The organism is Caballeronia humi, assembly GCF_001544475.1.
Classification (GTDB): domain Bacteria; phylum Pseudomonadota; class Gammaproteobacteria; order Burkholderiales; family Burkholderiaceae; genus Caballeronia; species Caballeronia humi.
The window spans coordinates 1-20,820 of record NZ_FCNW02000050.1 but is presented as its reverse complement, the minus strand read 5'-3'; the positions used below and the strand labels follow the sequence as shown (position 1 = coordinate 20,820).

The 20,820-nt window shown below is 64.1% G+C and carries 19 protein-coding genes and 1 pseudogene; 11 read left to right on the top strand and 9 right to left on the bottom strand.

Going from position 1 to position 20,820, the window contains the following annotated elements:
* Positions 1-125: 125 nt before the first annotated feature.
* The 4 genes from frc (at position 126) to AWB65_RS28365 (ending at position 4,185) form a co-directional block, all read left to right on the top strand.
* Positions 126-1,376, top strand: coding sequence for a formyl-CoA transferase (gene frc, locus AWB65_RS28380; protein ID WP_087670323.1), 1,251 nt, complete (start codon positions 126-128; stop codon positions 1,374-1,376).
* An 80-nt stretch (positions 1,377-1,456) separates the two neighbouring features.
* A complete protein-coding gene (locus tag AWB65_RS28375) occupies positions 1,457-1,903 on the top strand; it encodes a PAS domain S-box protein (RefSeq protein WP_087670322.1) in 447 nt (148 codons plus the stop codon).
* A gap of 151 nt (positions 1,904-2,054) precedes the next feature.
* Positions 2,055-3,380 carry an oxalate/formate MFS antiporter gene (gene oxlT, locus AWB65_RS28370; protein WP_087670321.1) on the top strand — a complete coding sequence of 442 codons (1,326 nt, stop codon included), beginning with the start codon at positions 2,055-2,057 and terminating at the stop codon, positions 3,378-3,380.
* 79 nt (positions 3,381-3,459) lie between these two features.
* Positions 3,460-4,185: a GntR family transcriptional regulator gene (locus AWB65_RS28365; protein ID WP_087670320.1), complete on the top strand. Its 726-nt coding sequence runs from the start codon at positions 3,460-3,462 to the stop codon at positions 4,183-4,185.
* A 6-nt stretch (positions 4,186-4,191) separates the two neighbouring features.
* On the opposite strand, the gene AWB65_RS28360 is transcribed toward AWB65_RS28365, so the two are convergent.
* From AWB65_RS28360 to AWB65_RS28325, 8 genes are all read right to left on the bottom strand, one after another.
* Positions 4,192-5,604 carry a UdgX family uracil-DNA binding protein gene (locus AWB65_RS28360; RefSeq protein ID WP_087670319.1) on the bottom strand — a complete coding sequence of 471 codons (1,413 nt, stop codon included), beginning with the start codon at positions 5,602-5,604 and terminating at the stop codon, positions 4,192-4,194.
* Positions 5,604-6,815, bottom strand: a complete 1,212-nt coding sequence (locus AWB65_RS28355) for a putative DNA modification/repair radical SAM protein (RefSeq protein WP_087670318.1) — start codon at positions 6,813-6,815, stop codon at positions 5,604-5,606. The genes AWB65_RS28360 and AWB65_RS28355 overlap by 1 nt, the downstream gene beginning before the upstream one ends.
* Before the next feature lie 187 nt (positions 6,816-7,002).
* Positions 7,003-7,455 carry a YybH family protein gene (locus AWB65_RS28350; protein ID WP_087670317.1) on the bottom strand — a complete coding sequence of 151 codons (453 nt, stop codon included), beginning with the start codon at positions 7,453-7,455 and terminating at the stop codon, positions 7,003-7,005.
* Between the two features lie 95 nt (positions 7,456-7,550).
* On the bottom strand, positions 7,551-7,940 hold the full coding sequence (gene hpxZ, locus AWB65_RS28345; RefSeq protein WP_087670316.1) for an oxalurate catabolism protein HpxZ: 390 nt from the start codon (positions 7,938-7,940) through the stop codon (positions 7,551-7,553).
* Positions 7,937-9,352 (bottom strand): AtzE family amidohydrolase, encoded by a 1,416-nt coding sequence (locus tag AWB65_RS28340; protein ID WP_087670315.1) that lies wholly within the window; start codon positions 9,350-9,352, stop codon positions 7,937-7,939. The genes hpxZ and AWB65_RS28340 overlap by 4 nt, the downstream gene beginning before the upstream one ends.
* Positions 9,349-9,555 (bottom strand): AtzG-like protein, encoded by a 207-nt coding sequence (locus AWB65_RS28335; RefSeq protein ID WP_087670314.1) that lies wholly within the window; start codon positions 9,553-9,555, stop codon positions 9,349-9,351. The genes AWB65_RS28340 and AWB65_RS28335 overlap by 4 nt, the downstream gene beginning before the upstream one ends.
* Before the next feature lie 8 nt (positions 9,556-9,563).
* The gene (locus AWB65_RS28330; RefSeq protein ID WP_087670313.1) at positions 9,564-10,709 is read right to left on the bottom strand and encodes an amidase; all 1,146 of its coding nucleotides are present in this window, start codon (positions 10,707-10,709) and stop codon (positions 9,564-9,566) included.
* Positions 10,706-11,515 carry a cysteine hydrolase family protein gene (locus tag AWB65_RS28325; RefSeq protein WP_235007803.1) on the bottom strand — a complete coding sequence of 270 codons (810 nt, stop codon included), beginning with the start codon at positions 11,513-11,515 and terminating at the stop codon, positions 10,706-10,708. Before AWB65_RS28325 ends, AWB65_RS28330 begins: the two co-directional genes overlap by 4 nt.
* A 205-nt stretch (positions 11,516-11,720) precedes the next feature.
* On the opposite strand from AWB65_RS28325, the gene AWB65_RS28320 reads away from it, so the two are divergent.
* The 7 genes and pseudogenes from AWB65_RS28320 to AWB65_RS28290 all read left to right on the top strand — a co-directional run.
* Positions 11,721-12,746: a BMP family protein gene (locus AWB65_RS28320; protein WP_087670311.1), complete on the top strand. Its 1,026-nt coding sequence runs from the start codon at positions 11,721-11,723 to the stop codon at positions 12,744-12,746.
* Positions 12,743-14,341 carry an ABC transporter ATP-binding protein gene (locus tag AWB65_RS28315; RefSeq protein ID WP_087670310.1) on the top strand — a complete coding sequence of 533 codons (1,599 nt, stop codon included), beginning with the start codon at positions 12,743-12,745 and terminating at the stop codon, positions 14,339-14,341. The genes AWB65_RS28320 and AWB65_RS28315 overlap by 4 nt, the downstream gene beginning before the upstream one ends.
* Positions 14,338-15,456, top strand: a complete 1,119-nt coding sequence (locus AWB65_RS28310; protein ID WP_087670309.1) for an ABC transporter permease — start codon at positions 14,338-14,340, stop codon at positions 15,454-15,456. The genes AWB65_RS28315 and AWB65_RS28310 overlap by 4 nt, the downstream gene beginning before the upstream one ends.
* Positions 15,453-16,370, top strand: coding sequence for an ABC transporter permease (locus AWB65_RS28305; RefSeq protein WP_087670308.1), 918 nt, complete (start codon positions 15,453-15,455; stop codon positions 16,368-16,370). The genes AWB65_RS28310 and AWB65_RS28305 overlap by 4 nt, the downstream gene beginning before the upstream one ends.
* Before the next feature lie 65 nt (positions 16,371-16,435).
* The gene (locus tag AWB65_RS28300; RefSeq protein ID WP_087670307.1) at positions 16,436-17,146 is read left to right on the top strand and encodes a TetR family transcriptional regulator; all 711 of its coding nucleotides are present in this window, start codon (positions 16,436-16,438) and stop codon (positions 17,144-17,146) included.
* A gap of 96 nt (positions 17,147-17,242) precedes the next feature.
* Positions 17,243-18,781 carry a methyl-accepting chemotaxis protein gene (locus AWB65_RS28295; RefSeq protein WP_087670306.1) on the top strand — a complete coding sequence of 513 codons (1,539 nt, stop codon included), beginning with the start codon at positions 17,243-17,245 and terminating at the stop codon, positions 18,779-18,781.
* Positions 18,782-19,225: pseudogene (locus AWB65_RS28290) on the top strand (methyl-accepting chemotaxis protein); the annotation flags it as partial.
* 1 nt (position 19,226) lies between these two features.
* Here the strand turns inward: AWB65_RS28290 and AWB65_RS28285 are convergent.
* Positions 19,227-20,300, bottom strand: a complete 1,074-nt coding sequence (locus AWB65_RS28285; protein ID WP_087670304.1) for an ABC transporter ATP-binding protein — start codon at positions 20,298-20,300, stop codon at positions 19,227-19,229.
* Positions 20,301-20,820: the final 520 nt, after the last annotated feature.

The following is a 20,820-nucleotide window of genomic DNA, read 5'->3' as shown; positions in this document are numbered from 1 at the left end:
GCAAACGGATTCCGACCGGATACCTCAGCGACGACCCGGAGGTCGCGTGATGCAGGTAGCGCGTCGGAGAAGTCGAAACGTTTGAGGAAGTCCCATTCAACCAAAGCTGTCAGGAGACAGAAGCCATGACGAAGCCGCTGGAAGGCATCAAGATCATCGATTTCACGCACGTTCAAGCGGGTCCGGCCTGCACGCAGTTGCTCGCCTGGTTCGGCGCGGACGTCGTAAAAGTCGAGCGGCCCGGCTCCGGGGACGTGACGCGCACTCAGTTGCGCGACATTCCGGATGTCGACGCGCTCTACTTCACCATGCTCAACAGCAACAAGAAGTCCCTCACGCTCGACACCAAGAAGCCGGAAGGCAAGGAAGTCCTGACAAAGCTGATCAAGGAATCGGACGTGCTCGTCGAGAACTTCGGTCCGGGCGCGCTCGACCGCATGGGCTTCTCGTGGGACACGATCCGCGAGTTGAATCCTAAGATGATCGTGGCGTCGGTCAAGGGCTTCAGCGACGGTCACCACTACGACGACCTGAAGGTGTATGAAAACGTCGCGCAATGCGCGGGCGGCGCGGCATCGACGACGGGCTTCTGGGACGGCCCGCCGACCGTCAGCGCAGCGGCGCTCGGCGACAGCAACACCGGCATGCACCTCGCGATCGGCATCCTGACCGCGCTGATGGGCCGCCAGAAGACGGGCAAGGGTCAGCGCGTTGCAGTATCGATGCAGGACAGCGTGCTGAACCTGTGCCGCGTGAAGCTGCGCGACCAGCAGCGCCTCGACCGCCTCGGCTACCTCGAAGAGTATCCGCAGTATCCGCACGGCGAGTTCAGCGACGTCGTGCCGCGCGGTGGCAATGCCGGCGGCGGTGGACAACCGGGCTGGGTGCTCAAGTGCAAGGGCTGGGAAACCGATCCGAACGCATACATCTACTTCACGATCCAGGGCCACGCCTGGGCGCCAATCTGCCGCGCACTCGGCAAGCCGGAATGGATCGAAGATCCGCACTACGCGACGCCGCAAGCCCGTCAACCGCACATCTTCGACATCTTCAACACGATCGAGCAATGGCTCGCCGACAAGACGAAGTTCGAAGCAGTCGATATCCTGCGCAAGTTCGACATCCCCTGCTCGCCGGTGCTGAGCATGAAGGAAATCGCCAACGATCCGTCGCTGCGCGCGAGCGGCACGATCACCGAAGTGCCGCACAAGGAGCGCGGCACGTATCTCACGGTCGGCAGCCCGATCAAGTTCTCGGACCTGAAGCCGGAAGTGACCGCATCGCCGCTGCTCGGTGAACATACCGACGAAGTGCTCGCAAGCCTCGGCTACAGCAACGAGGACATCGCCCGCCTGCGTGAGGCCCAGGCGGTCTGACGCAAGAACTCCGGCCGGAACGCACGTTCCGGCCGGGCGCGATGTAAGAGCATCGGCAGCACCAGAAAGGCGACTCCAATATGAACAGCACCTCCTCACAAAGCGCCATCGACACCGCCCAGCTCGTGGACGCTATCGGCGACGCCATCGTCATCTCGGATGCAAGCGGCGCGATCATCCTCTGGAACCCCGCCGCCGAACGCATGTTCGGGTTCACGCAAGAAGAAGCACTCGGTCAATCCCTCGACATCATCATCCCCGAACGCCTGCGCGGGCGGCACTGGAGCGGCTACGAAAAAACGATGGCCACCGGCGAGACGCGCTACGGCCACGACGTGCTGCGCGTGCCCGCCGTCGACAAGGAAGGTCGTTCGATGTCGATCGCGTTCACCGTTGCGCTGCTGCATTCGGCGAACGGCAAGGTGAGCGGCATCGTCGCGGTGATTCGCGATGAAACGACGCGCTTTCAGGAAGAGCGCGAACTTCGCAAGCGTATTGCAGAGCTCGAAGCGAAGACGGCGGGCTGAGGACTTACCCGACCGCTGCGTTATCTCCGACCACAGGAACAAGAGGACTCGTCACACACATATCCATCGCATAAAGGCGCCGATCGAGCGCAACAATGCAAATTGCATGGGACCGGAGTACAGCTCCGGTCGACCTTGGAGACGCACAGACATGGCAAACACCTATACCCCCCTACGCGCGGCCAAAAGCCACAACCGATGGGCCCAGCTTGCGATCGGCATCATCTGCATGGGCCTCGTCGCTAATCTGCAATACGCATGGACGCTCTTCGTCGTTCCGATGGACGCGAAAAATCACTGGGGGCAAGCCGCGATCCAGACCGCGTTCACCATCTTCATCGTGACTGAAACGTGGCTCGTGCCGATCGAAGGCTGGCTCGTCGACAAGTTCGGGCCGCGGCCCGTCGTGATCGGCGGGTCGCTCTGCGCGGCGCTCGGCTGGGTGATCGATGCCCACGCGACGACGCTCGTGCATCTCTATGTCGGCGCGGTGGTTGCGGGTATCGGCGCGGGCTGCGTGTATGGCACGTGCGTCGGCAATGCGCTCAAGTGGTTCCCGGACAAGCGCGGTCTCGCAGCGGGCCTGACTGCGGCGGGCTTCGGCGCGGGCGCGGCCGTCACCGTGATTCCGATCGCAAACATGATCCAGAGCTCGGGCTACGAGCACACGTTCATGTTCTTCGGCATCTTCCAGGGCGCCTGCATCTTCGCGCTCGCGCTCTTTCTCGTGCGGCCCTCGCCGCCCGCGAACGTGGTGATCCCGAAACGGCTCGCGGCATCGAAGATCGATTACACGACGAACCAGATGGTGCGCGCCCCGCTCTTCTGGGTGATCTATCTGATGTTCGTGTTCGTCGCGGCGGGCGGCATCATCGCGACGGCGCAACTCGGTCCGATCGCCAAGGAGTTCGGCTTCGCGAACCTGCCAGTGAGCATCATCGGCGTGACGCTGCCGCTCCTCACGATGACGCTCTCGATCGACAACCTGTGCAACGGCTTCACGCGTCCGCTGTGCGGTTTCCTGTCCGACCGCTTCGGCCGCGAGAACACGATGTTCGTGATCTTCCTCGGCGAAGGCGCGGCCTTGCTCGGGCTGATGTGGTTCGGCCACAATCCGTACCTCTTCATGTTCTTTGCCGCGATGATCTTCCTCTGCTGGGGCGAGATCTTCTCGATCTTCCCGGCGACCTGCGCGGATACCTTCGGCAGCAAATACGCCGCCGCCAACGCGGGCACGCTGTACACCGCGAAAGGCACGGCGTCGATGCTGGTGCCAGTGGCGTCGCTCCTCTCGGCGGTCGGCGGCTGGAACGCCGTGTTCATCTGCGCGGCGTGCATTTCAATCGCGGCGGCGGTGTCGGCCAAGTTCATCCTCGCGCCGATGAGAAAGCGCTGGATCACGAACACCGCACTGCTCTACGAGAACTCGCGCTTTGAAGCAACGGAAGCGAGCCCGGTATCGTCATCGGGACGTTGAGCAACGCGCCACGCACTTGCACGCAAAGTGCGTGGCGCGCAGGGTCTCCCGATCGGAATCCATGCAGGAACCAGACCACATGTCAGAGACCTTCGACGAACAGACAGACCGCACATTTCTAGAGATCGCGAGCCGGCTCGAACCGATCGACGCGACCGCGCCGCTGCGCAAGCAGGCCTACATGCAGTTGCGCCAGGCAATCGCCGATGCCGACATCTACGGCTCGTCGCATGAAATCCGGCTCGACGAGCGCAAGCTAACGACGGCGCTCGGCGTGAGCCGCACGCCGGTGCGCGAAGCGATCACGCTGCTGGAGCAGGAAGGGTTTCTGCGCACGGTGCCGCGGCGCGGCGTGTACATCATGCGCAAGACGCGCCGCGAGATCATCGAGATGATCCACTTGTGGGCCGCGCTCGAAAGCATGGCCGCGCGACTCGCGGCCGAACGCGCGACGGATGAGGAGCTTGCGTCATTGCGTGCAATGTTCGACAGCTTCCAGCATCACTCCCCCGCCGACGATATCGATAACTATTCCGATGCGAACATCAAGTTTCATCAGGCGGTGGTGGAGTTGTCGAAGTCGGAGATGATTTTGCAGACGTTGTCGACGATCTTCGCCCACGTCCGCGCGATCCGCCGACACACGATCTCGCAAAGCGACCGCGCGTCGCGTTCCATCGCCGATCACGAAGAGATCATCGATGCGCTCGAAGCACGCGACGGCGAGCTTGCCGAAGCGATCGTCCGGCGGCACTCGCTGGATCTCGCGGCTTTTGTCGAGACCAATTGCATGGCGCTCGACTGAGCTTTTTCAGCGCGCCGCCAGCCGGCGCGCTTCTTCGAGCGCAGCGACGATCGTCGCGACCGTGCGCTCGCGCGCGGCGTCGTCGTTTTGCCGCAGCGCATACGACGGGTGATACGTCGCTACGATCCACTTGTCCCCGAACGGCACCGCGCGGCCGATGTGCGATTGCAGGCTCGCGCGCTTGCCCGTCAGCGCATTGAGCGCAGTAGCGCCCAAGGTCACGATCACGCGCGCATCCACCGTGCGCAACTCCTTCTCGAGCCAATAGCGACATGCATCGATTTCCTGCTGACCAGGCGTCTTGTGCAGACGCCGCTTGCCTCGCGGCTCCCACTTGAAATGCTTGACCGCGTTGGTCAGATAGACGTCGCCGCGCGGCAGTCCGGCGCGACGCAATGCATCGTCGAGCAACTGCCCTGCTGGACCTACGAACGGCTCGCCCTTCAAATCCTCCTGATCCCCCGGCTGTTCACCAAGCAGCATGATGCGCGCGCTCTCGCGTCCGCTGCCCGCGACCGCTTGCGTTGCATTGCGCCACAGAGCGCAACGGCGGCAGTCATCGAGCGAGGTGGGCGCATCGCGTTCCGGCTGGGCTTCGCTCGCATCGACGGGAATCGCCTTGCCACCGAGCGCACCGACGTGCCTTGCCTGCGCCACGCGACGCGCGCCGCTCTTGGCATCGCTGATCATGTGCGGAATGAGCGCGCCTTCGGGCAGCCCTTTCCAGAAGCGCACGGGCATGTGCAGTTCGAGCGCGTCTTCGTTCAGGCGCGCCGGGTTGAACGTGCTCTTGTAATACGTAAGCCATAGCGCTTCGGCGGCGTCGGGCGTATCGCTCACATGATCGGCGGCGAACGCGGCAGCCCGTTCGAGCCGCAACGTCTCGCCGTTAAACATCGCGGCGCCCGTTGGCGTCGTGATCATCCACGTCGATCTACCCATGCGTTGCGCGAAGTGTTCCGCACCCCATTCGAGCACGTCGTGATCCGGCTCGTACCACGCGACGTATTCCGGCGACCCGAGCAAGGGATCGCGCTTGCGAAAGCGGACGTACGCGATCATGTCGTGCTGCGCGCGGCGCACCGCTTTCGCCATGCGATGCAAGCGCGCGCCGTCTTCGTCCGCCGCCGATGCCACCGCGCGATCGCCGTGCGTCCAGCGCCACAACACGCGATAGAGAAAGCTCCAGCGTTGATCGTCGCGAAAGCGAGCAGCTTCCTTGAGCAGCGACGCGAGTTCCTTCGAGACGCGGATCGCCGGTGCATTTGTGTCAATGGGCGCGGGCGCGGCGTCGAACAGCGATGTATGCGTCTGCGACGTGCGCCATTCGATCGCTTCCGGTTCGAGCCCTTGCGCCAACGCGTTCAAAGCCGCCGCGCGCCATGACGCAAAATCGTCCTCGATAGCAAGCGTCGTCATCACAGCAGCGAAAGCTGCACCGGCGCCGCCGACAGCGCGCGCCTCAAATGATCCGACGACACTTCGCGCAACGGCGGCCGATAATCCTGCGTCACGACGAACGGCTTCACCTTGTCCATGCCGCAGCGCAGCCGCGCGAGATCCGCATAGCGAATGCGCCGCGAACGACGCAACTCGACGAGCCGCTTCGCGTTGCGCATACCGATGCCCGGCACTCGCGCGATCACGCGTACGGGCGCCATGTTCAGATCGACAGGAAAACGGTCGCGATGCGCAAGCGCCCACGCGAGTTTCGGATCGATGTCTAACGGCAGGTTGCCGGGCAGATCGAGCAACTCGGATGCCGCGAAGCCATAGCCACGCATCAAAAAATCCGCCTGATACAGCCGGTGCTCGCGCAGGAGCGGCGGCGCCTTCGACGGAACGGCGGACGGACTGTCGGGAATCGGACTGAACGCCGAGTAATACACGCGCTTCAATCGATATGAGCCGTACAGCGTTTCGGCGGTCGCGAGAATCGTGCGGTCGTCGGTTTCATCGGCGCCGACGATCATCTGCGTGCTCTGCCCGGCGGGCGCGAAACGCGGCGCGCGCGGTTCGGCTTCCGCTTCTTCCTGCGCGACGCGGATCGATCCCATCGCGAGCTTGATCGTGCGGCCGCTTTTTTCGGGGGCGAGCTTTTCGAGGCTGATTTCCGTGGGCAGTTCAATGTTCACGCTGAGACGATCGGCGTACCGTCCTGCCTGCGCGATGATGTCCCGATCGGCGTCGGGAATCGTCTTGAGATGAATGTAGCCGCGAAACCGGTGCTCCTCGCGCAACGACTTCGCGACGCGCACCAGTTGCTCCATCGTATAGTTAGACGACTGGATCACGCCCGAGCTGAGGAACAGGCCGTCGATGTAATTGCGGCGATAAAAGTCAAGCGTGAGATCGACCACTTCCTCAGGCGTAAAGCGCGCACGCGGTACGTTGCTCGAGCGGCGGTTCACGCAATACTGGCAGTCGTAGAGGCAGAAGTTGGTCAGCAGAATCTTGAGCAGCGAGACGCATCGTCCATCGGGCGTGAAGCTATGGCAAATGCCCGAGCCCGTACTGGCGCCGAGTCCGTCGATGCCGCGCGATTCGCGCTTCGGCGCACCGCTGCTCGCGCACGATGCGTCGTACTTGGCTGCATCGGCGAGGATTTCGAGTTTTTCAGACAGCTCCATACTTACGGCCATTTACTGTATATGCGTACAGTATCTTAGGGCCGTCGCAAGGGGAAGGCAAAGAGTTTTGCAAACAATGTGTCTGCCAGATTTTTGTCCAGTCGAAAAGCACGGGCAAAGCCTGGACAGCCCGGCAATTGCCGGGCGCGTGAGCAAACCAGTTCGCTATGCAACCATTACGCAAAGATCAAGGCGCGGCATTCCAGGTGTGCGCCGACGCTCGCCACTTCCCATCGGAACCCAACGTCATCACCTTGAGCAAGACGCCTTTGTACTCCGTCTTCTTGCCGTCTTTCTCCGATACCGCGCTCCAGTTCGCCGTCTCGTAGATGACCTTGCCGTCGCGGTGCGCGGCGACCACCTCGGTCTTGTGATCGCGAAAGCCCGCACCGAAGGCGCCCTTGAAGAGCTTTTCGATGTCGGCGCGGCCCTTGACAGCCTTGCCGTTGCCTGGCGACACCACCGCCTTCTCATCGTAGAGCGCGGCGAGCGCATGGGCATCGCCGCTGTTGAACGCCTTGTCCCAGGCAGCGTTGGCTGCTTCGACGGATTTCGCTGCGTCGCCCTGTGCGAGCGCGGGCTGTGACGCAGCGAAAGCGAGCAGTGCGCAGGCGCCGAGATGCCGAATGATCTTGTTCATCGCACGTCTCCGGTAGCGCAGACCGGCGACCTTGCAAATACCCTACGGCCGCCAGTCTGCGCGTGCAGTATAGGTATGGGTTTCCCCGTAATCAATTACGGGGACGGCGCCTCCATCCAGCTCACATGCGCGCACACCACGCGCCATCCGTCTGTTGTTTTCATCCACGTCTGACTTTGCCGTCCGATGCGCGGATTGCCCTCGCGACGGAATTCGATATTCGCCACCGCGAAGGAATCGCCATACGTCGTCACGACGCGCGCGGTCATCGTCCGCGCCAGTCCCATGCCCGGCCGCGCAGCGCGAAATGCACGGATCGCGTCATATCCGTAGAGGTTTTCGGTTGCGCCGTAGCGCAGCGTTTGCGGCGAATCGAAGAACAGTGCGTCGAGCAGGGCGACGTCGTTCGTCACGAGCGCGCGCTCGTAGGCATCGAATGCAGCGTTGACTTCCGCCAGCACGTCCGGATTGTTGATCTCGTTCATTGCACACTCTCCGCGGACGCGAACGACGGCGGCGGAGGACACCACGCAAGCTGCGCTTCTTCAATCCGTCGCGCCGCATCGAATGCCAGATCCTCGCGCCAGGGCGGCGTGATCACTTGCACGGCGATGGGCAGGCCAGAGGCAGTTCGCATCGGCACCGCGACGACCGGTAGTCCGATGCACGACACCGGCTGCGTCAACACGCCGAGGTTCGGACGCACGGCAAGCCGCTGACCATTGACGTCCATGAATTCATCGCCGATATGCGGGGCGACGACCGGCGTCGCGGGCGCGATCAGGATGTCGTAGCGCTCGAACAATTCGAGCACGCGCTTGCGCACGATGGCCCGCACGCGGTGCGCATGCAGCACCCACGCAGCGGGCGCCAGCGCACCCGCGATCAACCGGTCACGCGACAACGGGTCATGCTCGTCATAGCGCGAACGCAAGGTCGGAAGATGCAACTGGCCGCCCTCCGCCGCGCTGATCAGGAACGCGGCGCCGCGCGCGGCGGCTGCATCGGGGAAATCGACGGTATCGTCAGCGGCCAGCGCACGCGCCGCTTCGATCGAGACAGCGCGTGCCTCCTCGCTGGCGTTATCGTCGAAGTAGCCGCCGAGGCGCGCGACTCGCAGCGCGCGCTTTCGCTCGATCCCGCTGACCGGTTCGATCGCGCGCGCAGAACACGCGGGGTCGCGCTCGTCGATCCATTGCAGCGCATCGTAAGCGGCGGCGAGATCGTCGATGTTGCGTGCAAACGCGCCCATGTGATCGATACTCGCGACGAACGGAAACGTGCCGTGCCGCGAGAGGCGTCCATACGTCGGCTTGACGCCGAACACGCCGCACAGCGAAGAAGGCACGCGCACCGAGCCGTTCGTATCGGTGCCGAGCGTCAGCGGCACGAAGCCCGCCGCGACCGCTGCCGCGCTGCCGCCCGACGAGCCGCCCGCCGTGCGCGACAAATCATGCGGATTGCGGCACGGACCGGCGTGATGGTTTTCCGTCGTGAACCCGTAGGCGAATTCATCCATGTTGAGCGCGCCGACGACGATAGCGCCCGCATCGCGCATGCGTCGCACGAGCGTTGCATCGGCGGTGGCGGGCGCATTGTCCGCGAGTATGCGCGAGCCCGCGATCGTCGTGACGCCCGCGATATCGAACAGATTTTTCGCCGCGAACGGCACAGCGGCGAGCGGCGGCAACGGTTCGCCTTTCGCGCGCATCGCGTCGAGACGATCGGCATCGTTAAAAGCGCGTTGAACCGTGAGCGCCGTGAACGCGTTGACGTGCCGGTCGCCCGCTTCGATGCGGCTGAACGTGTCTTCAACCATATCGCGCGCCGTGAATTCGCCACGCGCAAAGCCGCGCGCGATGCCAAGCGCGTCGAGAGGAAAACGTGCGTTCGTCATGGCCGGTACACCGCTGCGGATTCATCTTCGGCGCTTAGCGGAAACGCAAGCACCGGCGCCGCGAGCATCGCGATGCGGGCAAACTGCTCGTGCACGCGCGCGGAAGCCGCTTCGGACAAAGAGGGAAAGTGCAGCGCGAGCGAAGCATCGACGTAAGCGGAAATAGTCGCGCGCTCGGGCTGTTGCGTTGGATCGACGGACATGGCGGTCTCTATTGAACGGAAGGGAACAGGCTGCGCGCGAGCGCGATCAGCGCGCGGTCGCTGCCGCGCGGCCCGATGAACGACAACGCCAGCGGACGGTCGCGATCGTCGGCGAGCGGGACGGTCACTTGTGGCAGACCGGCGAGCGCCGCGATCGAGTTCATCGTCAGCGCATCGCGATAAAACGCGCCGATGCGTTCATCGGATGCGTCCTTTTCGATGAGCGCGAGCGGCGTGGTCGGCTGCACGATCACGCTCGCGTTCACGAGCGTGTCAATGCGTTCTGCGAGCGTCTTGCGCAGTTCGCGGCATCGCGCGACTTCGGCGTCGTCGAGCCTCTGGAGCCTGTCGAACCGCGACGCGATGGACGGGCCGAAGCGCGGCGATGTCGATGCAATCCACCCACCTAGCGATGCTCGGATCGCGTCGTCCTGAAGTTGCTGATAGCAATGCAGCCAGAGCGCCTGCTCGCCTGCGAAGACGCTCGTCTCATCAATAGCGGCCGCTGATAGTCGCGCGGAATCTTCCGCCTCGCTCGCCGCGCGCGCAGCGAACGCTTCCGCGCATCGCGTGAGACGTGCAGGAACATCGGCTGCGTCTGTATCCACGAGCAACACGTCCGCGACGCGCGCCAGCATCTCACCCGTGCGCGCGAACCAGCCGACGGTATCGAAGCACGGCGCGAACGGCAGCACGCCTTCTGGCGATACAGCATCGTGCGTCGGCCGGATGCCCCACAGTCCGCAGAACGCGGCGGGCACGCGCACCGAGCCGCCGGTATCGGTGCCCAGCGCGAAATCGACGTCACCGCTTGCGACCGCACTCGCCGATCCGCTAGACGATCCTCCGGGCAACGCATGCGGCCAGCGCGGATTGAGCGGCGTGCCATAGTGAACGTTGACGCCTTCGAGGCTATAGGCAAGTTCGTCGGTGATCGTCTTGCCGTCGACCGATGCGCCCGCAGCGAGCAAGGCAGCCACGCTCGGCGCGTGCCGCGTGGCTTTCGCGTGCGTCGCGAACCAGTCGGGATTGCCGCCGCCCGTCACGACGCCTTCGACATCGATCAGGTCCTTCACCGCGAAACGCAAGCCATCGAGCGGACCGCTTGCGGTGGCTGGAACCTGAAGCCGGGGCCCCGGCACGAAGGCGCTCATTGTGATGCTCCGTCGTTCAACGCATCGGCGAGTTGCATCGACGTGGCGACGAAGCCGAAGCATTTCTTCACGTTCCACATCGTCGCTTCTGTGCAGAACGCGGGCGAGGATGTCGCGCAGCAATCCGACAGCATCACGCAGCCATAGCCCAGAAAATTCGCGTCGGTGAGCGTATGCAACACGCATTGGTCTGTGTTGACGCCCGCGAAGAACACCGTGCGCGTGCCGAGGTTGCGCAGGATGCTGTCGAGCGGCGTATCCCAGAAGCCGCTGATGCGGTACTTGTCGACGCAAATGTCTTGCGGCTCGGGCGCGAGTTCATCCACGACCGCCGCCGCCCACGAATCCTTTTCGAGGACATGCGCGCCATGCCCGGGCAAGGGCTCGCCGAGACCGATGCCGGTGCCCGTCGGCTTGTAGAGATGCAGTTGATTAGGTGGCATGTTCGCGAGGTCCGGACGATTGCCCCAGTTCACCCAGATGATCGGCACGCCATGCCGGCGCGCAATCGGCAGCAGGCGCTGCAATGGTGCAATCGGCGCGCGGTCGGCGTCGTAGTCGCCCCCAAGATGGGCAACCCATCCGCCTTTGGTGCAGAAGTCGTTCTGCATATCGATCACTACGATCGCTGCTTTCTCAATATCGAAGCGCACTTGCTGCGGCGCTGAATCGAGTGTCGCGATGCGGGGCGCCGGCGTCTCGGGCGCCATGTCGACGAGGGTTGTCGTCGCGCCCCAGCGCGTCTGCCGGAACGCGCCTAGCGCGCCGGAAAGCGCCTCTGTGTCTGGGTTCTGGACTTTTTCCAAGGTGTGCTCCATGTCATGCCGTTAGTGGGAATCGAGCGTCTCGCGCTCACCGATTTCTTTAGCTTTAGCGGTCGTCATTCGCATCACAAAGCACCTTCGCCTACCACCAGGAAGACGCATTCGCTCGAGCATGGCATCGAAGTTGCATTGTCGAATTCGTTCATGAATAACCTACTTACCCAAACCAAACGCAAAAGGAGTGCCAGTGATGATCGAATTGCAGCAACTTTCGCCGCGCTCTCTCAACCGCCGGCTCATCAAGCGCGCGCTCACCGTCCTCGCACTCGGCGCGCTCAGCGCTCCCGCGTTCTTCATGACGGACGCGCACGCCGCGGATGAAGCGATGCGCGTCGGCGTGCTAATCCCCGGTTCGAAGACCGACAAGGGCTGGATGGAATCGGGCTATGAAGGCGTCACGGCTGCGCAGAAGGAATTCGGTCCGAAGCTGAAGACGCAGATCATCGAGAACATCAACTACGCGGACATGGAGCAGGCGCTCACCAATCTCGCGACGAAGAACCAGTTGGTGATCGGGGTCGGCGGGCAGACGCAGGCCGCTGTGCTGAAGATCGCCAAGCGCTTTCCGAACGTGAAGTTCGCGATCGTCGGCGGCAGCAAGGGCGAGACGATGCCGCCGAACGTCGCGGGCTATGACGTGAAGCAGGCCGAGATCGCGTTCGTCGCGGGCGCGGCCGCCGCGATGCTCTCGAAGAGCAACGCGGTGAGCTATGTCGGAGGCATGGAGATTCCGTCGATCGTCAACGCGGGCAAGGAATTCGGCAACGGCGCGCGCTACGTGAATCCAAAGATCAAGTACTTCGAAAGCTATACCGGCGACTTCGACAACGTCGCCAAGGCGCGCGAAGCGACGGCCGCCGCAATCGCGCAAGGCGCCGACGTCCACTATCACATCCTGAACCTCGGACTGCGCGGGCTCGAACAGGCGGCGAAGGAAAAGAACACGCACGTCATCGGCAGCTATACGGACCGCTGCGGCAGCGATCCGCTCTACATCGCGTACAGCATCACGGGCGTCGGCTATCAGGCGCAGTACGCCATCGAGCAACTCGAAAAAGGCACGTGGCAACCGGGCTATAAAGCGTTCGGCCTCGCGATGGGACCGAAGGCGTCGGGCATGGCCGTCTGCAAGCCGACACCCGCGATGGAAGCGAAGATCAAGGAGATCGAGCAGGACATTCTGAGCGGCAAGATCAAGGTGTCGGAAGGATGAACGCCGCCGCTCTCCCGCTCGCGCCGCGTCCGGAGACGGCGGCCATCCTGTCGCTCGCCGGCATCGGCAAACGCTTCGGGGCGTTCCAGGCGCTCGACGACGTCTCGCTCGATCTGATGCCAGGCGATGTGCATTGCCTGCTCGGCGAGAACGGCGCGGGCAAGTCGACGCTCTGCAATGTGATCTTCGGCGTGCATCAACCCGATGCGGGGACGATGCAGGTCGACGGCGCGCCGTATCGGCCGCGCAATCCGCGCGAGGCGTTATCGCACGGCATCGCGATGGTGCATCAGCATTTCAGCCTCGTCGACGATGCAACCGTGCTCGACAACCTCCTGCTCGGTCAGGCGCGCGGCTGGCTCTATCGCGGCGCACAAGCGAAGCAAGTGCGCGACGTGCTGACGAGCGTCGGTCTCGATCTCGCGCTCGACGTGCGTATCTCCGATCTGTCGGTGGGCGAGCGGCAGCGCGTCGAGATCGTCAAATGCCTGATGCGCGAGCCGCGCCTTTTGCTGCTCGACGAACCCACCGCCGTGCTGCTGCCCGCCGAGATCGACGCGTTGCTCGATACGTGCGCGCGCGTCGCGGCGCGTGGCTGCGCGGTCGTGCTCGTCACGCACAAGCTGCGCGAGATCTGCCGCATCGCGACGCGCGCCACCGTGCTGCAATCCGGACGCGTGGTCGCGCGATCGGCGTCGCCGTCGAGCGAGATCGATCACCTCGTGCACGCGATGATCCATCGCGCGCGCCCCGACGATGCCCCCGATGCCGGCGACGATGCCGTCAGCCGTCTCTCGCTCGTGCAAACGCCTGAACCGTCGCCCTACTCGCGACCGCTCGGCGATGAAGTCCTGCAGATAGACGGCCTGAGCGCACGCGATGCCGAAGGCGCGCAGCGGCTGTCCGACTGTACGCTCGTCGTGAATCGCGGCGAGATCGTCGGCATTGCGGGCGTCGAAGGCAATGGGCAAAGCGAACTCGGCGCGGTGCTCGCGGGCATGATGCCGGCATCGGCTGGCCGCTTCTTCGTGGCGGGCCGCGAGATGACGCAGGCGAGCCCGCGCGAGCTTACGCGAGCGGGTGTAGGCATCGTGCCCGAGGACCGGCACGCCGTGGGCTGCGTGACGGGCATGAGCCTCGCCGACAACCTGCTGCTCAATCACCTCGACCGCTACACGCAAGCGGGCTTCTTGAAGCGACGCGCGATGTGCGCCGCCGCGCTGGACCTGATGACCCGCTTCGACGTGCGCGCGAGCGGCCCCGATGCGCTCTTCAGCGGCCTCTCCGGCGGCAATCAGCAGAAGGCCGTGCTCGCGCGCGAACTCACGCTCGATCCACTCGTCTTCCTGCTCGCCGCACAGCCGACGCGCGGTCTCGACGTCGGCGCGGTCGCGGCCGTGTACGCGCATATCCGCGCGGCCCGCGATCGCGGCGTGGGCGTACTGCTGATTTCATCCGAACTCGACGAGCTGCTAAGCGTCGCCGACCGCATCGTGGTGCTGTATCGCGGCCGCATCATGGGCAGTTGCACCCCCGATGCGGCGAATCGCGGACGCATTGGTGCGTGGATGGCGGGCGCGGAGGACGACGCATGAACCTCGATCTCAACTTTGGCGACACGCTTTCCCGCTTGCGCCACGGAAACGGCACGGTAGGCGGTTCGCCGCAGCTGCGCGTCGCACTCGTGATCGGTGCATCGGTCGCGCTGGCGATGCTTGCGGCGCTCGCGCTGATCGCGACAGTCGGCGTGCCGATCCGCGATGCGATCGCCGCCTTCGCCGATGGCGCATGGGGCTCGCCCTACGCGATCGGCGCATCGATCAACCGCTCTCTCGCGTTCGCGCTCGTCGGCACCGGCTTCGTGATCGCGAACCGCGCGCGGCTCACGAACGTCGGCGGCGAGGGACAAATCGCGATCGGCGGCATTGCAGCGACTGCGATGAGCCTCTACGGAGGCTGCGCGCATCTGCCCTTCGGCCTCGCGTTCATCGTGCCGATGCTGGCCGCGGCTGCCGCGGGCGCGATCTGGGGCGGCGTGCCGGGCATTTTGAAGGCAAAGGCAGGCACCAACGAAGTGATCAGCACGCTGTTGCTGTCGTTCATTGCGGTGTGGCTGCTCTATTGGTGCGTGCAAAGCGAAGCGCTCCTGCGCCAGCCGATGACGAGCGGCGCGACGCTGCCCGAATCACTCGAAATCCCCGATGCGACGAAGCTCCCCGCGATCCTCGCCGCGAGCGGCATGAACCTCAACATCGGACTGCCGCTCACGCTCGTGCTCGCGGTTGCATCGGCGGTGATGCTCAGGCGCACGCGCTTCGGCCTGTGCCTGCGCGCCGCCGGCCTCAATCCGGTTGCGGCGCGCCGTGCGGGCTTGCCGATCACGTCGGCGCTCGTCGGCGCGCTGGCACTCGCCGGTGCGTTCAGCGGACTCGCCGGTGCACTGATGCTGCAAGGCGATCAGTATTCGCTTAAGGCGGGTTTCTCGTCGGGCTACGGGTTCGACGGCCTCGTCGTCGGCCTGCTCGCGCGCGATTCGATCACCGGAGTGTTCGCCGCCGCGCTGCTGTTCGGCTTCCTGCGCTCGGGCGGCATCAACATGGAGATGGTGGCATCGGTGCCGTCGGCGCTGGTGCTGATCGTGCAGGGCATCGTCACGGTCGCGCTCGCGGGCGGCGCGATGTGGCTCGAACGCAAAGGGGGCCGCCAATGAACGTCGAGCTTCTGGCCGTTTTCGCGGGCGCGTCCATCCGCCTCGCCGCGCCGATGCTGCTCGCCTCCACCGGCGAGCTGATCAGCGAGCGGGCGGGCGTGCTCAACATGAGCGTCGAAGGGATGATGCTGACGGGCGCGTTCCTTGGCGCAACGTTCTCGTGGCTGACGGGCAATCCGTCGATCGGGCTTGTGTGCGGCATGCTCGGCGTGATTCCGCTAGCGCTATTGCAGGCGTTCCTCAGCATCACGCTGCGCGCGAACCAGATCGTGACTGGCATCGGCATCAACATCCTCGCGCTCGGCGGCACGACGCTCGCGTATCGCGAAGTGTTCGGCTCGCGCTCGAACGCGGCGATTCCGGGCCTTTCGCGCTGGTCGCCGCCCGGCCTCGGCGACTTGCCCGTGATCGGCGAGCCCGTGTTCCATCAGGTGTGGCTGCTCTACGCGGGACTCGCCGTGCTGATCGCGACGTGGATCGTGATGCGTCGCACGTCGCTCGGCATCGCGCTGCATGCAGCGGGAGTCGCGCCGCGCGCGGTCGATCAGTCGGGGCTCTCGGTAGCGCGGCTGCGTTATGGGGCTGTGGTGTTTTCGGGCGTGATGTCGGCGGCGGCGGGCTGCTTCATCTCCATCGGCGATATCCACACGTTCACCGAAGGCATGACGAACGGCACCGGCTATCTTGCGATTGCCGCGATCATCTTCGGCAACTGGAAGATCGGGCGCACCGCGCTTGCGTGCCTGCTGTTCGGCGCGGCAACCGCGATGCAGTTCCAGTTGCCGATGCTCGGCATCCGGGTGCCGACCGCGCTCCTGATCATGCTGCCGTATCTGCTCGCGCTGGTCGCGGTGGCGGGGCTCATCGGCCGGCAAACGGCGCCGCCCGCGCTCACGCAGCCCTTCCGCCGATGATTGCAGTACCATCGCAGGCACGATGCACGACGCGTTCGCGCGCCGGCCCAACCTCTCGATCCTTCATGCCACGCAAGACGACGTCAACCGCGAAAGCCGAACCCACGCCCGCTCCGTCCACGCGCCGCCAGCAACTCGCGGCGAAAACCCGCGACCGCATGCTGAAGATCGCGATCCGCGAATTCGCGGACAAGGGCTACAGCGGCGCGCGCGTCGAAACGATCGCGAGCCGCTCGAAGGTCAACATCCGGATGATCTATCACTACTTCGGCGGCAAGGAAAAGCTCTACGTCGAAGTGCTGGAACACGTGCTTGCACGGTTGCGCGAAGCGGAACTCGCCGTGACGCTCGACGAGCAGAGAGTCGATCCCGCAGCCGGCATCCTGCAACTCTACGACTTCACCGAAGGGCATTTCTCGAAGCATCCCGAGTTGCTGTGCCTGCTCTCGTGGGAAAACCTCAACCGCGCGCGCTACCTGAAATTGTCGCGCGTGATTCCGGCGATGTCCTCGCCTGTACTCGACAAGCTGCGCACGCTCATCCGGCGCGGCGAGACGGCGGGCACGCTCAGAAAGGGCATCGATCCGCTGCATCTGTACGTGACGCTCGTGAGCCTTGCATATTTTCACAAGTCGAATGCGTACACGCTCTCGCGCATGTTCGATACCGACATGCTCGCCCCTTCATGGCAAGCGGCGCACAAGAATCAGGCGCATGAACTGGTCCGCACGTTCCTGAAAAAGGGCAGTATCCGCGAACTGGCGTTCAGCAACTGAACGTTCGTGCTGCACCTCTGTAACGCCTCAAGTTGACGCCTGATCTGCCGATATCTGTACCAAGCAGTTAAACCACATATCGGAATTGCAGGCCCCATGAAGATTTCCACCAAACTGATCATCCTCGTCGCGACCGCGCTGATCGGCGTCGCATGCGTCGTCGCGACGGCGCTCTATTCGCTCGACACGTCGCTCATCGAAGGACGTCGCGGGCAGATCGTCAATCTGCTGACCAAGGCCGAGCACCTCGTGCAGTATTACCGCGGCCTCGAAGCGAGCGGCAAGATGACGCGCGACGAAGCGCAAAGCGCGGCGAAGCAGGCGCTCAGCCAGCTCAACGCCGACAAGAAGAGCTACTACTGGGCGACCACCGCCGACAGCATCAACCTCGTGCATCCGAATCCGGCGCTCGTGGGCACGAAGACGAGCGGCAACCGCACGTCGAGCGGCATGACCGACACCGAGGCGTATCAACGCGGCCTCGCGGCCGGCCACGTCGCGCTCGTCGACGTGCTCATCAAGCGCGCGCAGGACGCGCCGCTCGAAGCGAAATTGCAGGGCGTGGTTGCGATTCCCGAATGGGGCTGGTGGATCGGCACGGGCTTCTTCTACGACGACATCAACGCCACCTACTGGAAGCTCGCGACGACACTGCTCGCGATCTCATGCACGATCCTCGGCGCGGTCGGAGCGCTCGCATTCTTCATGGCGCGCAGCGTGCGTCAGGCGCTCGGCGGCGAACCGGCGGACGCCGCCGCGTTCGCCGCGCAGATCGCGGAAGGCAATCTCGCCGCAGAAGTGAAGCTTGCCCCGTCGGACCGTTCGAGCCTGCTCTTCGCGTTGAGCCAGATGAAGACGAAGCTGCGCGTGCTCGTCGGCGATATTCAGCAGTCGAGCGAATCGATTGCATCGGGATCCAGCCAGATCGCGCAGGGCAACACCGATCTCTCGCAGCGCACCGAGGAACAAGCGGCCGCGTTGCAGGAAACGGCCGCGAGCATGGAGCAGCTCACCGCGACCGTCAAGCAGAACGCCGACAACGCGCGGCAGGCGAGCCAGCTCGCGCAACTCGCGTCGCAGGCCACCGAGCGCGGAGGTGAAGCGGTCGATCAGGTAGTCGGAACGATGCGCACCATCGCCGACGAATCGCGCCGCATCGAAGAGATCATCAGTGTGATCGAAGGCATCGCGTTCCAGACCAATATTCTTGCTTTGAACGCCGCGGTCGAAGCCGCGCGCGCAGGTGACGAAGGCCGTGGGTTTGCGGTCGTCGCGGGTGAAGTGCGCACGCTCGCGCAACGCAGCGCGACGGCGGCGAAGGACATCAAGGAGCTGATCGGATCATCGGTGACGAAGGTCGACAACGGCACGGGGCAAGTGGCCGTAGCGGGCGACCGGATGCGCGAGATCGTGCAGTCGATCAAGCGCGTAAGCGACATCATGGGCGAGATCGCGGCGGCATCGATCGAGCAGAGTACAGGCATCGAGCAGGTGAATCGCGCGGTCTCCGAAATGGACGACGTCACCCAGCAGAACGCGGCGCTCGTCGAAGAAGCGGCGGCTGCAGCGGCGTCGCTCGATGAGCAGGCGGAGCGTCTGCGCGATACGGTGAAGGTGTTTCGCGTCGCCGCCTGATTCAGGCGTGGTGGGCTTGCTTTGAACGCCGCGGTCGAAGCCGCGCGCGCAGGTGACGAAGGCCGTGGGTTTGCGGTCGTCGCGGGTGAAGTGCGCACGCTCGCGCAACGCAGCGCGACGGCGGCGAAGGACATCAAGGAGCTGATCGGATCATCGGTGACGAAGGTCGACAACGGCACGGGGCAAGTGGCCGTAGCGGGCGACCGGATGCGCGAGATCGTGCAGTCGATCAAGCGCGTAAGCGACATCATGGGCGAGATCGCGGCGGCATCGATCGAGCAGAGTACAGGCATCGAGCAGGTGAATCGCGCGGTCTCCGAAATGGACGACGTCACCCAGCAGAACGCGGCGCTCGTCGAAGAAGCGGCGGCTGCAGCGGCGTCGCTCGATGAGCAGGCGGAGCGTCTGCGCGATACGGTGAAGGTGTTTCGCGTCGCCGCCTGATTCAGGCGTGGTGGGCTTCTTCGCGCGCCGCCACGAGCTTGCACGACGCTACCGGCAACTCCGCGAACACCGTCTGACCGATCGCGAGCCCCGGCGTTTCGCGTGAGGTCGTGGTGGCGGTGAGCGTGACACCCGCGCAGTCGATCGTCGCCTCCAGGCTCGCGCCGACGTCGCGAATGAAGGCCACTTTCCCTTCGATACGGTTCGGTCCGGACGTGCTTGCGAAATCGCGAATGCACACATCCTCGGGACGGATCAGGAGACGCACGGGCTTGCCCCGCTCGCGCACGCCATCGACCACAATGCGCTGACCGCCGGCCAGCATGACCGCGCCGTCCTCGCCGTGCTCGACTGGCAGCACGTTGCCGAGCCCGATGAAATCCGCGACGAATTCGTTGGCCGGATCGCGATAGATGTCGAGCGGACGTCCTACCTGCGCGATGCGTCCGCGCTCCATCACGACGATCTCGTCGGCCATCGTCATCGCTTCACGTTGGTCGTGCGTGACCATGATCATCGAGATACCGAGCCGCTGTTGCAATTGGCGGATTTCGACCTGCATCGCTTCGCGGAGTTTGGCGTCGAGGGCGGAGAGCGGTTCGTCGAGGAGCAGCAGGCGCGGTTCGGAAGCGATTGCCCGCGCGATGGCGACGCGTTGGCGCTGCCCGCCGGAGAGTTGCGCGACCGGACGCTCGGCCATGTGGGGGAGCTGGATCAGTTCCAGCAGCTCTTTTACGCGGTTCGCCTGGCGCGTGCGGTCGACTTTGCGCAGGCGCAGCGGGTAGGCGATGTTCGCCGCGACTGTCATGTGGGGGAAGAGTGCCAGCGACTGGAACACCATGCCGAAATTTCGGCGGCTCGCCGGGATATGCGTGATGTCGGTATCGTCGAAGGTGAGCGTGCCGCTGTCGGGCGTATCGAGGCCGGCGATGATCCGCAGCAGCGTAGTCTTGCCGCAGCCCGACGGGCCCAGGAACGAGACGAGTTTTCCCGCTGGGATCGTCAGGTTGATTCGGTCCAGCGCCTTTGCCGTGCCGAAGTGCTTGGTGATGCGGTTTATCGTCAAGTGGGACATGGATTTGGCTGGCGCTTGGATAGGTTTAGGGTTTGGGTGGGATTAGGGTTGGGTTTGTTTCAACCGTTTGATGCGCTAAGGCTCCGATGGAACTTGCTTTCTTATCGGTCTATTTGCTCTGCCCCTGTCCGGGGCGGGACTCACTTTCTTTGCACAAGGTTTTACGCTGGCGCTCGGGTTTGTGGTTCAACACCGTTTGATGCGCTTAGGCTCCTAGGAAACTTGTTTTCTTTTCGGTCTATTAGCTCTGCCCCTGTCCGGGGCGGGACTCACTTTCTTTGCTGCTGCAAAGAAAGTAAGCAAAGAAAGCAGCTTCCCACCGCCAAAACTAACAATCCACCACTAGCATTTGATTGGGATTGGCGCTGGAGAGTAAGTGTCGCCCTCACGGTAGAACCGGGCTTGGCTCGCGGACCCACTGTGACAACGCGCACTTCCTCTGAGTGGTATGCACTCCGTCTGGCTCCGTCCTCGCTTCGCTCCGACGTCGGGTTCACCAAAACCATCTTGTGCTTGCGCT

What these genes read in the sequence shown, in the direction of transcription:
- frc (WP_087670323.1), top strand. Translation starts at nt 126, where the DNA reads ATGACGAAGCCGCTGGAAGGCATCAAGATCATCGATTTCACGCACGTT.
- AWB65_RS28305 (WP_087670308.1), top strand. Translation starts at nt 15,453, where the DNA reads ATGAACGTCGAGCTTCTGGCCGTTTTCGCGGGCGCGTCCATCCGCCTC.
- AWB65_RS28335 (WP_087670314.1), bottom strand. Translation starts at nt 9,555, where the DNA reads ATGTCCGTCGATCCAACGCAACAGCCCGAGCGCGCGACTATTTCCGCT.
- AWB65_RS28330 (WP_087670313.1), bottom strand. Translation starts at nt 10,709, where the DNA reads ATGAGCGCCTTCGTGCCGGGGCCCCGGCTTCAGGTTCCAGCCACCGCA.
- AWB65_RS28350 (WP_087670317.1), bottom strand. Translation starts at nt 7,455, where the DNA reads ATGAACAAGATCATTCGGCATCTCGGCGCCTGCGCACTGCTCGCTTTC.
- AWB65_RS28295 (WP_087670306.1), top strand. Translation starts at nt 17,243, where the DNA reads ATGAAGATTTCCACCAAACTGATCATCCTCGTCGCGACCGCGCTGATC.
- AWB65_RS28285 (WP_087670304.1), bottom strand. Translation starts at nt 20,300, where the DNA reads ATGTCCCACTTGACGATAAACCGCATCACCAAGCACTTCGGCACGGCA.
- AWB65_RS28375 (WP_087670322.1), top strand. Translation starts at nt 1,457, where the DNA reads ATGAACAGCACCTCCTCACAAAGCGCCATCGACACCGCCCAGCTCGTG.
- AWB65_RS28365 (WP_087670320.1), top strand. Translation starts at nt 3,460, where the DNA reads ATGTCAGAGACCTTCGACGAACAGACAGACCGCACATTTCTAGAGATC.
- AWB65_RS28360 (WP_087670319.1), bottom strand. Translation starts at nt 5,604, where the DNA reads ATGACGACGCTTGCTATCGAGGACGATTTTGCGTCATGGCGCGCGGCG.
- hpxZ (WP_087670316.1), bottom strand. Translation starts at nt 7,940, where the DNA reads ATGAACGAGATCAACAATCCGGACGTGCTGGCGGAAGTCAACGCTGCA.
- AWB65_RS28300 (WP_087670307.1), top strand. Translation starts at nt 16,436, where the DNA reads ATGCCACGCAAGACGACGTCAACCGCGAAAGCCGAACCCACGCCCGCT.
- AWB65_RS28310 (WP_087670309.1), top strand. Translation starts at nt 14,338, where the DNA reads ATGAACCTCGATCTCAACTTTGGCGACACGCTTTCCCGCTTGCGCCAC.
- AWB65_RS28315 (WP_087670310.1), top strand. Translation starts at nt 12,743, where the DNA reads ATGAACGCCGCCGCTCTCCCGCTCGCGCCGCGTCCGGAGACGGCGGCC.
- AWB65_RS28355 (WP_087670318.1), bottom strand. Translation starts at nt 6,815, where the DNA reads ATGGAGCTGTCTGAAAAACTCGAAATCCTCGCCGATGCAGCCAAGTAC.
- AWB65_RS28340 (WP_087670315.1), bottom strand. Translation starts at nt 9,352, where the DNA reads ATGACGAACGCACGTTTTCCTCTCGACGCGCTTGGCATCGCGCGCGGC.
- oxlT (WP_087670321.1), top strand. Translation starts at nt 2,055, where the DNA reads ATGGCAAACACCTATACCCCCCTACGCGCGGCCAAAAGCCACAACCGA.